Here is a 15,982-nt window from a genome sequence, read left to right as displayed (position 1 = left end):
TACGCAAAGCCTTTCAAATGTGACCGGCTTAGCGTTTTTTCTTAACTCTAAGCGAAAAGAATTCTTGACGAATCTCAGCCTAGAAATACCTGCGATATAATTCTCTTCGCCGCTCACCTCGTAGCTGGGCATATATTTGAGTGGTGGATGCTTTTTCGTGACCGAGCATTCCTTGGATAAATTCCAGCGGCGCACCGTTATCCAACAATTGGCAGGCGTAGGTGTGCCTGAATCGATGTGGGTAAACATTCACAGCAATTTTCTCACGGGTTGCTAGCTTTTTTAACGAGTAACGAATTGTAGGTATCGACATCCGGCGAGTAGGATGAGTATCTGTAACAAATAATGCTTTGCAGGTGTCATGTCGGCTCTCAAGGTATCTTTTAAGCCAAATCTTACATTCGGTTGTAAAATAGACTTCCCTTTGTTTTGCTCCCTTACCGTTTACAATAACTGAGCAGTTTTCCCAATCGATGTCTTCTATATTTATTTTTTGTACTTCGCCAACACGGCAGCCTGTGCAATATAAAAATTCAAGCAGAGCATATTCACGAGGAGAAAGGCAGGAAATCTTTAGATGAATGACATCCTCTTCGATTAGAAATTTGGGGATGCGTTTATCCGTCTTTGGCTCTCTCAGTTTAAGGGCAGGATTCCGCGAAATATGCCCTTCCTCAAATGCAAAGCGAAAAAGCGAACGTACGAAGCGAATTCGATGTCCTAAATTGCTTGGCTTTAGCCGCTCCGACTGTTTAGACAAGTAATTTTTAAGCAAATCTAAATGAATTCCCTCAATTTCAACATCACCAATTCCGCCAATTAACATCTTGAGTTGCAGAACGTACGCTTTCAAAGTGTGAGGACTGAATCCCAAAATGCGCTTATCAGCTTCATAAAAAACCCATAATTCATTCAATTTCATAACAAAACCCTCCCGTTTTTCATTCTAGTCTCACTAGAATCGGGTGGATTTAATCATAAGAAAGAAATGCTCAATGGCTGCCGTATGGCGCCAATGAGCATTCAACTATCGTGTCCCGTTAGCTTAATCGTCGAATGATCTCGCCGGCATTAATTAAAGAAAAAAGTGCAGTGAAATTGCTTCACTGGCACACCAACGCATAATTAAGCAGCCATAGTTATTGCACCCAACCTTAACTAGCTTTCGAAATATCTCTCGCCCCAGGCCAGCGGCATCTTAGGAATCTCCCGTTCTATCGGGGGCACCCATCTCTTCCAAGCATCGTAGAATGATGAAGGGCCTTCTTTCATCAATTTAATCGCCCGTTCGCCATCAGATCGAATGGCACGCGCTAAGTCAACGGAAATATTGCCTGCTTCAACCGCATCGTTAAAATCTGCTTCATCTTTCCAAGAATATTCATACCGATCTGGGCTTACCTGAATATCAAGCAAGTAATCCATTGTGTCAAAGCCAATTGGAGTTCGGCGAAGCGGTTCTTGCAGGTTGATGTACCATCCCCAAAATGTATGATCATCGCCCCACATAGCATAGACGGCATGAGCTGCTCCAGGCGAAACAAGCATCAGTAGATTCGATGCCCCCCATGTATGGTCACTAAGGTCATTCAAAGGATCTGAGGTTACAACTAGAAGGTTTTTTGCTGACTTGAGAGGATAGCCTGGACCCCAATACAACGCGATCAATTTAGGGGTATCCTGTACTATTGTCGCTGCGGTGACGCTACATATTTTATCTTGCCATACTCGTCGCAACACGACTTGATCTCCAGGATTATAATGGGCTTTGCTCAAAAAAGTCACTCCTATGTGCCCAACATTGCGAGCTGTCAATTTGAAAATCACGTGTTCCAGCGGCAGCCTTTTTGTTTAACTATCGTTCCCGTTAGTTGAATTGGTTGGGGGGTTATAAATTGAAAGATTCCAATCAAGATGAGCAAAGTCACGAGTACTATTATAAAAGTTAAGCTCAACCTCAATATATTAGATGACTGAAGTTGTTTGTTCTGAACTTGCTTTTCCAGAAATCCAATACGTTTTTTAAGCTCCTGAATATCTTTCTCCATTGGTAATCCTCACTTAATACCACATAGCTGAATTGCCTTTACGCTTTGCTTTTTCGGGGTTTAAAAAAGTGGAGTGGCGTCGTGTAAAATTATTTTAAAATGATGTGGCTTTTTACCTCCCTTCGGTGTCTAATGAATTGTAAGTTCAGGAGGAGGTACTACTGGTGTCACGAGCTCAAGACAAAAAGAAAATCCCTGTTCTTCCGGAGGAGCAGGAGCACATCCAGCATTTCGAAGCCATTTATAATCAATATCGAGATAGAATTCGAAATTATATTGCAGTAAAGACAAATTCGGCAACTGCCGATGACTTAACGCAACAAGCTTTTTTAAAAGCAATGGAAAACTTTCACTTGTTTAAGTGTAACTCCAGTATATTTACTTGGCTATTCAAAATCGCGCAAAATATTGTGAAAAACGAGTATCGTACGAGATCACGAAATAAAGAAATGGTGCACGAAGTAATCGATTTTCAGTCCCAATCGATATCCCTCGATATTGCTAGAGATGTCGATATCCGTCTTGATATTAGTGCTGCATTAGCCCGATTGAATGAATTAGATCAGCAAATCATATCATTGCGTTTTTTCGTCGATTGCACTTTATTGGAAATATCCAAAATCATCGGGATGCCTGAAAGCGCAGTCAAGAACAGACTCTATCGTGCCTTAAACAAACTAAAAAAAGAATTAAAAGAATGGGGTGACATTACAATCATGTCTATTAAAGAATTGATATCAATTGTGGATAAAAGCGAGGCTCCCTCCAAGAATGATGGTATGAACAAGGTATACCATGACTTATTTGAAGAGTTGAAAAGCAATGTAGATCGAATTATTACAACCTATCGTCATCGACCTTCTCAGAAAATCGCTATTGAGATCTATCCGGATCTGCCCACTTTTCATCAAGCAATAAACGAGCCGGATGCGCCCAATTGGTTTATGGGAACCTATGAAGACAATAAAATTAAAATCGTATCCCCACTCAACCCAGGCCCTGAACATACGTATCAATCGGTACTACGGCACACTATAAGCTTGTTTACGATGTGGTTAGTGAAGGATATTAATCCGTTGGCACCGAAATGGCTTACACACGGGCTCGGCGGGCATGAAGCCAAACAAATGTCACAAGAATATATCCAGTATAGCACCTCCGAAGCGATTCAAAATAACGCTGTCCCTAGCTTTCAAGCATTAACTGATGATACCTGGGATTTCGAGAAGATAGGGGGATATGGATTCTCGCATTTGATCGTAGAATATCTCATCCATTCATACAGTTTAGATGCGCTCAACAAATTCATACGCGATGCCACTGATTTTCAAGGCGCATTTCAAGTATCGGAAGCTGAGCTGCACGGGATGTGGGTGCAATATTTAAAATCTAGGCTATGTTAAATTTTGATACTAGTATTTGACCATAACAAAACCACCTTCGAAAAGGTGGTTTTGTTATGGTCTCCCATAGCTCAACAGTACACTATACATTGTTCTATCTAGTACAGCCTTATAGCCCCAATCATTAAACTATCCTGCCCGTTAGCTTAATAAAATCAAGGAGCAACTACAACGGCAATTTGATCCTTGTATCGTTCAACTAACGTACTCATTAGCGTAGCAAAAGATGCAGGTGGTTTTCTAGTGATTTGCATGATCTCAGCTATATCTTACTTTCCCAGCTACTTTTACTAAGTTTATAGTGGTTATATTTTTGATTGTTAATTTCAATACTATTTTGAAATTCAAATCCACATTTTTGAATCACTTTATTCGACGGAACGTTACGTATCTGAGCTATAGCGATGAGTTCCTCGGTAACGGTGTTTTCAAACAAATATTTAATTAACCCTTTTGCGGCTTGAGTCGTATACCCTTTGTTTCTGTGGTCATTTGAAATCCCATAAAAAATCTCTCTATTTGGTTGTTGCACTTTGTCCAATATTCCTGTACCACAAACACCAATAAACTTACCGGTTTCTTTGCATATTATCCCCAATCGCAAACGAAGTTGTCCCATATCTCCATCTTTTAATATAGCATTTAAAAACCGTTTATTATCTGGTATTTCATAATTCTTAATCCAGTCTGCTCGTTGTTCCTTGGACACGTTCCAATCAATCAAAAATTCATAAAAATGAGGTTGCCAGGTAATGTTGTGTAGTTCATCTAAATCCTCAATCCTATACTCACGTAAAATTATATCTTCACATTCAATCATAAATACGTGGTTTAAGTCGCCTTTTTTCATTTCCAATCTCCGAAGTCTTCTCATGATGTATGTTAACATACAAATTAAGGTGATAACGGGTAAAAAATCATTATTACTAAACTGCCCAATAGCTTAACGAGGCTGCCCAATCATTCAATTACGTATGTTCAATGATATCCTACATTGATATATTTTCGATCTCGGGAAAGTGGTTTCAAATATAACACTTGAGATACTCTCAACACTAACCCATTGGATTTGATTCGAGAAGTTGAAGAACATTTCGGATTTTGTAGAGAACATTAATTAACGATTCTTAAGCTTGGCAATTCACCAGGCTTTTTCTAATTATTACATCATTTCTTATTGAGCATTACTGCCCTTTAGCTAATAAAAATAAGGAACAGCTGCCGCGGCAAAATGCTCCTTGTTTCATTCAACTAATGTTTCCCGCTAATTGGATAGGCAATAACAGTCAAATTAATCTCCGAAGTACGCGTGCAAAATAATATTGGCGGCGTTCAAGAGTATAATCATCAGGTGAAGCAAAGTTAGGAGTCTGCCAAGCTAACAATTTCTGTATTGCTTCCAGCCAATCCCTATCCCCTAGCACACAGTAAAGATCTCTCAACTGTTCAACCAACTCGAACAATTCCAATAGCTCCCCCATTGCTGCAAAGCTTTGCCATTCTTTTAAATAAACATCCCTTAAATGTATTTTGGTGGAATCAGAGATCGACCTCCTGATAACATGAAAAAAGGAACATATACTGAAGAATGGATGAGCTATTGCAGACCATGCCCAATCAAAAAAGATAATTCCCCTCTCAGTTATGTGAATGTTGCCTGGGCGTAGATCCCCATGATCAAGAGAATAAGGTATTGGGTACTTCTGTACTTGTTCACAAAGCTTTTTCCAATAAGGGATCTTCTTCAATAAATTGGATACTTCTTTTTCGTCAAGCTCAAACTGAGAGCCTTGAAGTAATTTGACAGCATCGACCACCAAGCTTTCAACTCTGGAGATCAGTACCGATGCCCTCAAATCATAAAAAGGATAAGGATTAGAGAGATTTATATAGTCAATGGCACTTTTTTGAAATTTAGCATATTCTTTAACAACTAAGGTTAGTATGGCTTTATCTGCGTCTGCCGAAAGATCCGATCCCCCCATATCTCTCATTAAAATTGTTTTGGTGCTTTCGTCGAATGCAGCCCACTCTGGCAGCTGTATGATATCCCAACTTTTCAGTTCCTTGGTGATTTCAAACTCGCGGATATAAACATTTGACGGTATTTTTAAGTAAAAATCGCCTTCGTTTGTAGGGCAACAAAATACACTTGACACATAAGCATTTTTGATTTGTCTCATTGATCCTGTTGGATTCTTGCCCAACAGTCGAAGTGTTTTGATTGCCCACTCAGTGTAAATTCCATAACCATTTTTGTTGACCCAAGGTAGTGTAAAGCTCTTATTATAATGAGCAGTCAAATTACCTATAATAGTATAAAGAGCCGTCTGATCACTATACTTTACTAATAAATTGTCAATTGGCAACCAAGAATAATTCGATAAAATTGGATACTTTTTGTCTTTGGGTTCAAGAATCATATAAGTTGAATCTGAAGTTATACTTTCAATAATATACCTCCTGAATACTGGGATCCCATATTCGTATTCGAACCATTGGAGATACGGATCAGGATTATCAAAAGCTATATTTCCTGGTACTCTTTGATCGAATTCAGGTATTTTCCACACATTATTAGTTTTTAGGACGAATACTTTTTTTCCATCATCTTCTGAGAGAAGAAAAAAGAGCTTTTTATTTTCCATAAATCACCTCCAAATAATTTGTAAACTCATATAAATGAACTCCTTTTGTTTCTTTGGAAATCTGCCCGTTACTTCAATAAAAAAAGGAGTTACGTGTCAGGCAAGCTCCCACACTATCGTTACCCGTTAGCTTAATCTACGAGCTTTCCAGTAATTTTGCAACTCGCAAATTGCCTCTTTCCTTTGATAGTGATACAGCATCATTACCGCCTTCAACTTTGGCATAAACATCAACGCCATGTTCCAATAATAAGCCGAGAGCGGACAAAAGCTGTGGATGCGAAAATAATTAAATCAGGAGGGTTCTGTGCCGAAGCCGAACCCTCCTGAAAATGCTTAAGGCTGTGTAAAAACACGAGTCAGTAAAATTGTTGCAACATATTCGAACTGTAAAAGGTAAATTAAATTATGTTATTTCAATCCCCTTATTGCTCAATGGATATAAAATTTCTTCATCACACATGCTGATATAGCAAACGCGTTTGAGGTTTTTCAAATGCTCAAATCCGCTTACCGATTGAACATCAAATTGGCCGTCTTCACCATCCCAATCTGGCTGGATTAAGTGATAAATTTCATTTCCGCCATCAAAACACAGTTCAATAACTTTATCCAAATCTTGAAGTTCCAATTTCAAATTGCTGAAAAATTTTAACATTTCTTCGATTGGATCTGAAGCGTTATACCATTCAAACTTGTCATATTTCTCTTTCAGAATTTCTAACTCCGACTCAAAAGATGGAGATTGATTTAATAATGAATCAATCACAACCAACTTAAAGTTGAAGTCCTCAAATAAGCCTGTTGCGTCTTTATAAATATCCATTGAAAATCTCCCTCTGTTCAAAATATAATTTTTCTCATCGGTATTGGCTAAGGAGCGCCATGACCGGCCAGTTGTCACGCAGGCTTACGATGCGGAGAAGCTCTTCTTCCGCTGCCTGACGTTCTTCCGCCGTCATGCGGTCGAACAATTCGAGCGGCGGCCCATCTTTTCGCTTCTCCCAGGTCGGGGCATCCAAAAAATAAGTGACAAACCATCTGATCAATTTAATTGTACCGAATGTATGTTCTGTTGTAAAGAGCGGTTTTCGGACTATCCTCCCGTTTCTTCTACGACAGAAGACAGCCGATCATTGGCCAGCTGCCTTCATGTTTCATTCAACTATCGTACCCGTTAGTGCAGAAAACCTTTACATTTTTCCCTTCCATCCACGGAGCTTTAATTAATGTTTCTTAATGGAGCCCACCCAAACATCTCCAACTTTAACACTATACGTTTTATCTGTATCTCCATCAGAAAGATGAATGGTTTCGACTTTGTAAGCCTTCCCTTTAATAGCTTCAATTTCTTTTTCACTCATCCAACCTCGTTGGATATTGTCAATTAGTTCACTCTCTGCGAAAATATCGCTATCCATATAGAGGTGCCAATCGAACATTTCTAACTTTTCTCTTAGATAAGTGTACTTGTGATAAGGGAATTGTTTTTCTTGATTTCCAACTTCAAACGTTTGGTCGTAAAAGTGAAGACAATCTTTATAAGCAGCTACCATCTGCGAGTTGATGAAGTGTGGGTCATATATCCATAACTTCAGATAAAAATCTTCTTCTAGTTTTAATAACTTTTCATTCCAAATTCGATAAACATCCAACATCGCTTCAAGGAGAAGTCGATTGTACCAAACAGGAGGATTCTTTTTTTTCTGACGTGTTTTTTCCAGCCTCTAATTTTCTTCTTTTTGCTTATGAACAACTATAACCCTCCAAATAAAGAAATTATTATAAAAGTCTATCCAATCCAATTGCACTAATTACCAATCGCTCTTTTTTATTTTCAAGCATTTTTTGTGTCCAGTCTACAAAACCACCATCACCAATATAATACTCCTTGTCACCTATAACAGTCTTTATAGTAAATTGCAGACCTTTATAGTATTGATTCTCCTTGTTTGGAGTACCTGTACTTATCTTTACATTCTTTAATTGCAGCTCATGCCCATGACTTATGACTCTTGATATCAATCCGGCACTGTCCTTGTAACCGCCCCGCTCACTAAAGATAACCTCGATATCAGATTCAAAGAGTGTTTTGAAGATGCTTTGATACACTTGTATATGTTCCCAGAGTGATTGTTTTTCAAAGCCGTATGATCCTTGGTCAACTCCGGAAGTCACCATACAAAACAAATCAAAGTGGGGCAGCATCCCTGGTACATTACCAAAGAATTGTGCACGCACATGTCTATGGGTTGTGGAAAAACGAAATAAGTCTTCTCTTAAGTTATTGGTTTTGATTAAATCAGCAATATGCAAAGCTATAAGATTAGTTGCATCCGAAACAACTTCCGTTCCTCTAAGCGCAGAGATAACCTTATTTTGATCAACGGGGCCAATTACAGAGGTACAACCCAAAGGTGCAACCGGAGACAATTGAATAGGAGTAACTCCATGATGAATTGCAATGTTCAGAACATCCATTTCCAACTGTTTTAGCTGAATGGCATCCACTTCGGCGGGGTGCACAAAACGGTTGTCCCTGTATCTTTTTAGCAGGTCACTCGGAGTAGATGTTTTTAGTCTTTCATTAAAAATTTTTAAAAGAAGTGTGTTCAAGTCGCCCCCCGATATTTCTTCAACTAAGAGAGCAATCAAATCGGCATTCCCGAGTTTTTTCAATATTCTTTCAAGATCGGCTGTACGTACAGTGTCCACAGAGTTCACGCTCCTTTTCTTTTCCTTTCTTTTCTTAAAACAAAAAAACGCCCCAAAATATGGGACGAATTCGTCGCGGTACCACCCAAATTGTCGTAAAATAACGACCATCTTAGCAGGCAGTAACGGGCCTGAACCGGCGAAGATTTAACTCGCACTCAGAAACCGGCGTTCAGCAATCACTCACGGGGGCCTTGCACCAAATGAAGCCCCTCTCTGATCATGAATGATTGTCTACTTTGTTTCCTCATCGTGTTGGTGATTTATGGATGATTATATAGGGTTGATTGGCTTTCGGTCAAGATTCAAAAATCCAAGCACACTCTCATTCTTCTCGAATGACTAAAAGTACACCAATAAAAATTAATATAGTACCTATCCAAAAAGACAAGCCAATTTGTTCACCAAGTAATAACCACCCTAAAAAAGTACCGACTATCGGTTGGAAAAAGAAAAATAATCCGCCACTTGAAGCGTCGAGCATTTGCAGTCCACGATTCCACAGTAAAAAGGCGCACGCTGTTGAGATGACTCCCATATATAAAAGACCGCCCCAAATAGATGGATGCATCATGGCTTGAATATCAAGGTCCGGTAATCGGCTAATTGTAAAAGGTGAAAGTAAAACAATGGCTACAAGGGTAGTATAGCACGTTACGACAATTTGTGAATATTGCCCAGGTACCCGTTTAATAAGAACAGACATAAGTGCCCAAGTAAGTGCTGCAATAAGCAGTGATACACCACCAAGTTGAAGAGATGGATCGATATTGGCATTACCGACAATGATACCGACACCGATTGTTGCTAAAATAATAGAAATTGCTTTTTTTAACGTAATCTTTTCTTTTAAAATGATACGCGCAAATAGCACCATGAATGCAGGTGTCGTTGAAGTAATGATGGCACCCATTTGTGCAGTAGAAAGCATCGTACCCACTTCTTGGGTTATGATAGAAATTGTATGTCCAATAAGTCCAATCGTGAAAATTAATAGCAAATCTCGTTTTTCAATACGCCATGATTGCTTTGTTACAACGCCAATGATTAGCAATGCCAAAAGTGCAATTACATAGCGAATCCATACTAATTCAAGGGGTGGCACAAAGTCTACCACATGTTTTACCACAACATACATCCCGCCCCAAATACTAGCAGCGAGTGATAAATATAACGAACCTAATAAGGTGTTTTTCACTGTTGTACCCTCCGTTTCACTAGACAATTCCTGTCCTTAACGGAGTTGTAGTTTTTCTACCGTTAAGGAAGAAAAACTACTGGTACATCATTTTCAAATAGTGGTGACCACATCATCGGTTTTCAGCTCACTTTCAAAAGAATAATTATATTTTACACGAATTTTGTTGATTAGGGTATTAACTGTTTTAACCATAACTAACCTGCCCGTTAGCTTAACAAAGAAAGGGAACAGCTGCCGCAGCAAACTGCCCCTTATTTGTTCAACTAACCTGCCCGTTAGCGTAATGGTTCAACTAACAAAAAAGCATTCTTAATGATTAGAGTAATGCTTTTTTGTTCGAGTTTGACTTTACGCGTTTGATTTTTTTGTTCCACCGTCATTCCATCGATGTTCCTCTAACAGAATTGTTGAATCACCTAATTAGTTATGTGACGTTATGTATTGCAAAATCATTAAACTTCTGTGTGCTGTCAAAAAAGATTTTCAATAGTTATTTAAAAGGCTGTTGATTTCTCGACAGCCTGGACAGAAGAATTACTTCTGCTGTTCATTGTATTTCAAATGTAAAATGGGGTAAGGGCGGCCTGCTCCATCCGTCAAATCTTCACCGATTATTCCGAAACCGCTTTTTAAGTAAAACCTTGTCGCATTCTCATTTTGTTTATTCACATCAACGGACGTGATCCCAAAACCATTGATGCATATTTGCATAATTTGTTTCCCATACCCTTTACCAATTTTATCGGGATCGAGAAATAGTGCTTCCAAGTGATTTTCATTGATGGCGGTAAAACCAATGATAGAGTCTTCGGTATACCAGAGACGTACATCAAGATGAGGAAAATACATGGGTAATTCTTTTTTGATTTCCTCTTTATCCTTGAAACTCAAAAAATGATGAGTGGCCATTACCGATCTTTCCCAAAGATTTATAATCATATCATAGTCATTAACGGTTGCTTTTCTGTTTTGTATCATTTCGTTCTGCTCCTTTTTCTTTTTAATTTATCACGCTCCTTTCATCACTTTTTTGTAGATGGTGATCGTATATCTCCAGTTGATATATGACTTCATGCTTACCACTCTTTTCGGAATTATATTAATCGATTTGCAATCAAACATATTTCACTTTAATCATCTATTTTATCATATTTAGTTGATGCCATTCAATAGCTGTTCCTCTCTTTTACGGTAGAACCATGTTATTCCTTTTTTACTTATTCTCAAAGTATTCATTTTGCAAAAGACCCATATGAATGATGTCATGCCATTCACCGTCTCTAAATAGACTTTGTCTGCTGCTTCCTTCCTGTTGAAAACCAATCTTAGTGTACAAACGAATAGCTCTATCATTAAATGAAAATACAGACTGCCGACCATATTCCAGATCGTATCCTTTCGTTTGTAGTGGGCCAGTTCATGCGCGACCACCTGTTTAAGCAGTTGTTCATTAACTTTCTGAATGCATTTTCGAATATTTTCACAACGGATCGCAAACAAGTATGACGAAAATACTCCATCATTGTTACTCTTTTTTTCTGCTGATCTATCTCAACAATTTCATTTATCACTTTATCTTGATATACATTGTTACTTTGATTAATAGAATAAGCAGGCATCAGCGCCTGCTTATTAATGTGTGTTATTCAACTATCCTGCCCGTTAGCTTAATAAAAACAAGGAGCAACTGCCGCGGCAAACTGCTCCTTGTATCGTTCAACTAACGTGTCCCGTTAGCTTAATCTCTTTCGGACTTTCTAATTGATTCAATTAAGGCTTGTGATGTTGTTGAATACCCCCATTTGTTCTCAATATTCGCAATGTGTACTCTTGTTTTCCACAAACCATTGAGAGTTTCTGCAACTTCAAATGTTGTTGTGCAATCACGTAGAATATTACACATATAACCATAACTACTCATGAATTTCATTCCACAATCGCTGAACTGAACACATATATCGGTTTCGAAACCCATATAAAAAAGAACTTTAATTTTCCGTTCTGTAAGCAACCTATGAAATTGAACATGATGAAACACAAGTAGATCACCTTCTTGTGGCTTTGCAGGGTCTGGTATGTCAATAAACTCGTAGACTTTATCGTTTTGTTTCAACCATTCCCAATTATTGATTTCATTTGAATGTTTACCTTGCCAAAAATGAACCCAATCTCTTGGTGGAAATATATCATCCTCAGTATTTGGTTTTTCTGACGAATTAGTTTGTTCATTTTTCGGTTTATTGAGACTATCACGTTCTTCTTGAGTAGTCGAATAATTCCATTGTGGGTACTTTTCTAAAAAGAAAGCATGATTACAATGGAAAATCTGAACTCCTGATTTTCTTAATTCATTGACCGTAGGACAAATGATTTCTTCAATAATTTGACGTTTTCGATTTGCATGTGAAATACCCCGTTCTGTGCTTAACTCGTACCCTAATTCGGGAATGCAAGGTCCGTTTTCCCAACCAATATTCCAAATATCTACAAGTGCAATACCTATTTCATCCGTATCTAAAACGTAGGGAGAAATTCGACGAGATAAACTGGATTCCGTAAAGGGTAAATCAGCTACTGGAGATATTGGTGTGTACTCTAAATTAATATTAAACTTCATTTTGATACTCCCTTTCCAATTGCAGAAGAGTCCTTTCGATAGATTGTATTTCGATATATGTACTACTCAATCCTGTAAAATCATTAAACTATTCTGCCTGTTAGCTTAATAAAGAAAGGGAGCAACTGCCGCAGCAAACTGCCCCTTATTTGTTCAACTAACGTTCCTCGTTAGTTTAATGAACCTCTATTATGCATTTGAATAATTAATCGAGACCACTCCTGGTTTACCTACGGAAAGAAGGAGTACCCCAAGTACCCGAAGAAGAACTTCGGCTCGTGCTCCTAGTTTGTATCCTCCCTTAGTTGAACGGAAAAAAGTATCTTTATATACTAAAAGTGAGACCTTTACATCTAAAGTAATCTTCAGCTTGTTTAATTCTTTTCCAATATACTCAACAAAAAGTTCATAACGTCTCTTTAACCATTCAAATGACCTACTCATGATGTTTGTAATTATACATGTATGAGTGATCCGGTAGGACGTCCAAATTTTTTTGAAAATATCCCAACCTTTATTTCGCCTGGCACAATATTTGATTGTCAGGAATTACAGATGCAACTACGGAGGCAAAAAATGAATTCAATCGGGAAGAACGGAAAAGAAGCGGCGGAAGCGATTCGGAATTATGTCAAGCCGATTTTCGGTTTTGCGTTGAACCGGGTCAAGCAGCGGGCGGAGGCGGAGGATCTGGCTCAGGAGATTATGCTGCAGTTGTTGAAATCCTTCTCCGGGGTGCGGGACATTAGATGCCTTGAGGCTTACGTCTGGACGGTTGCCCGATACACTTGGGTGAATTGGTTGAAAAAGCGTGCGCACGCTCCCCAAGCGATCGAAATCAACGGCATGTCCGAACTGTCGGCCGCCCCTTCCCGGGAGCCGCTTGACCGGCTGCTGGTAACCGAAGCTTACCGCGAGCTGCGCCGGGAAGTCGCGTTTCTGTCCGACATCCATCGCCGGATCGTGGTCATGCATTACTACGACGAGCTTAAAATCGGCGATATCGCGATTGCTCTGAACATTCCTGTCAACACGGTGAAGTGGCATTTGAGCGAGGCCAAAAAGGAGTTAAGGAAAGGGATGAAACGTATGCGTGCAACAGGAACTTTGAGTGTCAATCCGGTCAGCATGGGGGAAATGGGCCATTCCGGTTCGGCCGGCAGACTGGGCGAAACCAACGATTTTCTTGGACGCGCCTTGGCGCAAAATATCGTTTACTCGGCTTATCACAAGGCGCGTACCGTACATCAAATCGCGGAGGAGCTCGGAATGCCGCCGTCTTTGCTGGAAGGCGAAGTCCGGCACCTGGCCGATTACAATTTTCTCATCCAAACCTCTCCCGGCAAATATCAAAGCAATACCATCGTCTGGGACCTCTTCGAGTTGGCCGTAGCCGGTCATCAATTCTGGCAAGATTGCGCCGCCGAAGTGGCCGATGTTCATTTCGACGCGTTAATGGAAGTTCGCCGGCAAGTCGAGGATAGCGGAGTGTACTTTCCGGACGGCGACTATAACTTCCTGCTCTGGACCTTGCTGCCCAAGAACGTCGAGGAGCAATCTTGGCGGAGCATGCCGGCGGGCGACAACTTCGATGTGGTCGCACCAATGCGAAAGGACGGAGGGCAGTATATTGCCTATGCGGCGTTGAACCGGAGCCGCAATGCCGATCCGGGTTTTGATTTGAGTAGTTACGTCACCTTCGGTCCGTCGCTCCGCTACGTCGAAGACACTCCCTTATACTTGTGGCAATTCAATACGTATTGGAGCGACCGCCAGATGGATTGGCGTTTCCTGGAATACCGGAATGTCGAAATTTGTCATGCGTTCCAACAAGGGGAACTGTCCGACAACGAAGAGAACAGCGAGCAATATTCGTTCCTGCTGGAGAAGGGTTACATCCGCAAGACGGAGGAGGGGTACAAATTCAATGCGATTTGGATCGACTCTCCGCAAACGTTGGATCGGTTGAACAAGGCAATGCCGGATTTGTCCGCTCTGTATGCGCCTGCTGTCGGCAATCTCTACGATAAAATGCTCAAGCTGTTCCTGCAAAATCAGCCGAAGCATTTGGAGCCGCAGCTTGCTTACATGGTGAGAGGCAATACCGGCGGAGGCCGGCTGGTCGCTTATATTTTGAAGCATTTGATCGATAACGGGAAGTTGAAACCGCCGTTGCCGCACCAGCAGAAGACGATTTCAACCTGGATGGGGCCGGTCAAGTAAGTCGGTTCGGAAATGTATACGAAGAATGGCCGTTGCCGGGTGGTGGCTATTTTTACACAAAACTCTGTCTGTCCAACGAAGTGATTAGGACATCGCTATTTCACCACGGCCCCCTCCTGAACGTATGAAAATGATTAAAAACCACCCATGACGCATGTGCGTCATGGGTAGTTTTTAATCGCAATCGTATCTGCCGGATTTCTCCTTTACCTGACGATTTTTAATCTTTCTTGTCCGCAACCAACCGTGAGAGGCCAGATGCTCCACATACTCAGCAGATCTATTCAGCAAAACTGCCCGTTAGCGTAATAAAATCAAGGAGCAACTGCCGCGGCAATTTGATCCTTGTATCGTTCAACTAACGTACTCATTAGCGTAGCAAAAGATGCAGGTGGTTTTCTAGTGATTTGCATGATCTCGGCTATATCTTACTTTCCCAGCTACTTTTACTAAGTTTATAGTGGTTGTATTTTTGATTGTTAATTTCAATACTATTTTGAAATTCAAATCCACATTTTTGAATCACTTTATTCGACGGAACGTTACGTATCTGAGCTATAGCGATGAGTTCCTCGGTAACGGTGTTTTCAAACAAATATTTAACTAACCCTTTTGCGGCTTGAGTCGTATACCCTTTGTTTCTGTGGTCATTTGAAATCCCATAAAAAATCTCTCTATTTGGTGGTTGCACTTTGTCCAATATTCCTGTACCGCAAACACCAATAAACTTACCGGTTTCTTTGCATATTATCCCCAATCGCAAACGAAGTTGTCCCATATCTCCATCTTTTAATATAGCATTTAAAAACCGTTTATTATCTGGTATTTCATAATTCTTAATCCAGTCTTCTCGCTGTTCCTTGGACACGTTCCAATCAATCAAAAATTCATAAAAATGAGGTTGCCAGGTAATGTTGTGTAGTTCGTCTAAATCCTCAATCCTATACTCACGTAAAATTATATCTTCACATTCAATCATAAATACGTGGTTTGAGTCACCTTTTTTCATTTCCAATCTCCCTTTTTGCATTACCGAAGTCTTCTCATGATGTATGTTAACATACAAATTAAGGTGATAACGGGTAAAAAATCATTATTACTAAACTGCCCAATAGCTTAACGAGGCT

Annotated in this window: 13 protein-coding genes, 2 pseudogenes and 1 other annotated feature; of the genes and pseudogenes, 2 read left to right on the top strand and 13 right to left on the bottom strand. The window is 39.9% G+C overall.

Annotated elements, in window-relative coordinates:
• Positions 1 to 79: 79 nt before the first annotated feature.
• A complete protein-coding gene (locus J2Z66_RS28755) occupies positions 80 to 922 on the bottom strand; it encodes a tyrosine-type recombinase/integrase (protein ID WP_209976191.1) in 843 nt (280 codons plus the stop codon).
• Positions 923 to 1,158: 236 nt separating this feature from the next.
• Positions 1,159 to 1,776 (bottom strand): ribonuclease FAU-1 family protein, encoded by a 618-nt coding sequence (locus J2Z66_RS28750; RefSeq protein ID WP_209976190.1) that lies wholly within the window; start codon positions 1,774 to 1,776, stop codon positions 1,159 to 1,161.
• 436 nt (positions 1,777 to 2,212) lie between these two features.
• Between J2Z66_RS28750 and J2Z66_RS28745 the strand changes: the two genes are divergently transcribed.
• Complete coding sequence (locus J2Z66_RS28745) at positions 2,213 to 3,451, top strand: RNA polymerase sigma factor (protein ID WP_209976189.1); 1,239 nt, start codon at positions 2,213 to 2,215, stop codon at positions 3,449 to 3,451.
• A 262-nt stretch (positions 3,452 to 3,713) separates the two neighbouring features.
• Here J2Z66_RS28745 and J2Z66_RS28740 read toward each other — a convergent pair whose 3' ends face one another.
• The 10 genes and pseudogenes from J2Z66_RS28740 to J2Z66_RS28700 form a co-directional block, all read right to left on the bottom strand.
• Positions 3,714 to 4,301, bottom strand: coding sequence for a GNAT family N-acetyltransferase (locus J2Z66_RS28740; RefSeq protein ID WP_209976188.1), 588 nt, complete (start codon positions 4,299 to 4,301; stop codon positions 3,714 to 3,716).
• A gap of 436 nt (positions 4,302 to 4,737) precedes the next feature.
• Positions 4,738 to 6,099, bottom strand: coding sequence for a phosphotransferase (locus J2Z66_RS28735; RefSeq protein WP_209976187.1), 1,362 nt, complete (start codon positions 6,097 to 6,099; stop codon positions 4,738 to 4,740).
• Between the two features lie 406 nt (positions 6,100 to 6,505).
• The gene (locus J2Z66_RS28730; protein WP_209976186.1) at positions 6,506 to 6,925 is read right to left on the bottom strand and encodes a DUF6892 domain-containing protein; all 420 of its coding nucleotides are present in this window, start codon (positions 6,923 to 6,925) and stop codon (positions 6,506 to 6,508) included.
• Between the two features lie 400 nt (positions 6,926 to 7,325).
• Positions 7,326 to 7,757, bottom strand: coding sequence for a hypothetical protein (locus J2Z66_RS28725; RefSeq protein ID WP_245375914.1), 432 nt, complete (start codon positions 7,755 to 7,757; stop codon positions 7,326 to 7,328).
• 124 nt (positions 7,758 to 7,881) lie between these two features.
• On the bottom strand, positions 7,882 to 8,814 hold the full coding sequence (locus J2Z66_RS28720) for a hypothetical protein (protein ID WP_209976185.1): 933 nt from the start codon (positions 8,812 to 8,814) through the stop codon (positions 7,882 to 7,884).
• Positions 8,815 to 8,871: 57 nt separating this feature from the next.
• Positions 8,872 to 9,074: a binding site (T-box leader), on the bottom strand.
• A gap of 65 nt (positions 9,075 to 9,139) precedes the next feature.
• A complete protein-coding gene (locus J2Z66_RS28715) occupies positions 9,140 to 10,012 on the bottom strand; it encodes a DMT family transporter (protein ID WP_209976184.1) in 873 nt (290 codons plus the stop codon).
• A gap of 537 nt (positions 10,013 to 10,549) precedes the next feature.
• On the bottom strand, positions 10,550 to 10,993 hold the full coding sequence (locus J2Z66_RS28710) for a GNAT family N-acetyltransferase (RefSeq protein WP_209976183.1): 444 nt from the start codon (positions 10,991 to 10,993) through the stop codon (positions 10,550 to 10,552).
• Positions 10,994 to 11,228: 235 nt separating this feature from the next.
• Positions 11,229 to 11,381, bottom strand: a pseudogene (locus J2Z66_RS43040) (GNAT family N-acetyltransferase); the annotation flags it as partial.
• Positions 11,330 to 11,446, bottom strand: a pseudogene (locus J2Z66_RS44165) (hypothetical protein); the annotation flags it as partial. The pseudogenes J2Z66_RS44165 and J2Z66_RS43040, both read right to left, overlap by 52 nt.
• Positions 11,447 to 11,753: 307 nt before the next feature.
• A complete protein-coding gene (locus tag J2Z66_RS28700) occupies positions 11,754 to 12,632 on the bottom strand; it encodes a cysteine hydrolase family protein (protein WP_209976181.1) in 879 nt (292 codons plus the stop codon).
• 576 nt (positions 12,633 to 13,208) lie between these two features.
• Between J2Z66_RS28700 and J2Z66_RS28695 the strand changes: the two genes are divergently transcribed.
• Positions 13,209 to 14,855 (top strand): RNA polymerase sigma factor, encoded by a 1,647-nt coding sequence (locus J2Z66_RS28695; protein ID WP_209976180.1) that lies wholly within the window; start codon positions 13,209 to 13,211, stop codon positions 14,853 to 14,855.
• 421 nt (positions 14,856 to 15,276) lie between these two features.
• Here the strand turns inward: J2Z66_RS28695 and J2Z66_RS28690 are convergent, their stop codons facing one another.
• Positions 15,277 to 15,864 (bottom strand): GNAT family N-acetyltransferase, encoded by a 588-nt coding sequence (locus J2Z66_RS28690; RefSeq protein WP_209976179.1) that lies wholly within the window; start codon positions 15,862 to 15,864, stop codon positions 15,277 to 15,279.
• Positions 15,865 to 15,982 lie beyond the last annotated feature (118 nt).

Source organism: Paenibacillus eucommiae (assembly GCF_017874215.1).
Classification (GTDB): Bacteria; Bacillota; Bacilli; order Paenibacillales; family NBRC-103111; genus Paenibacillus_AI; species Paenibacillus_AI eucommiae.
Note: the sequence above shows the minus strand (reverse complement) of the source record. Positions and strands in the feature narration are given on the sequence as shown.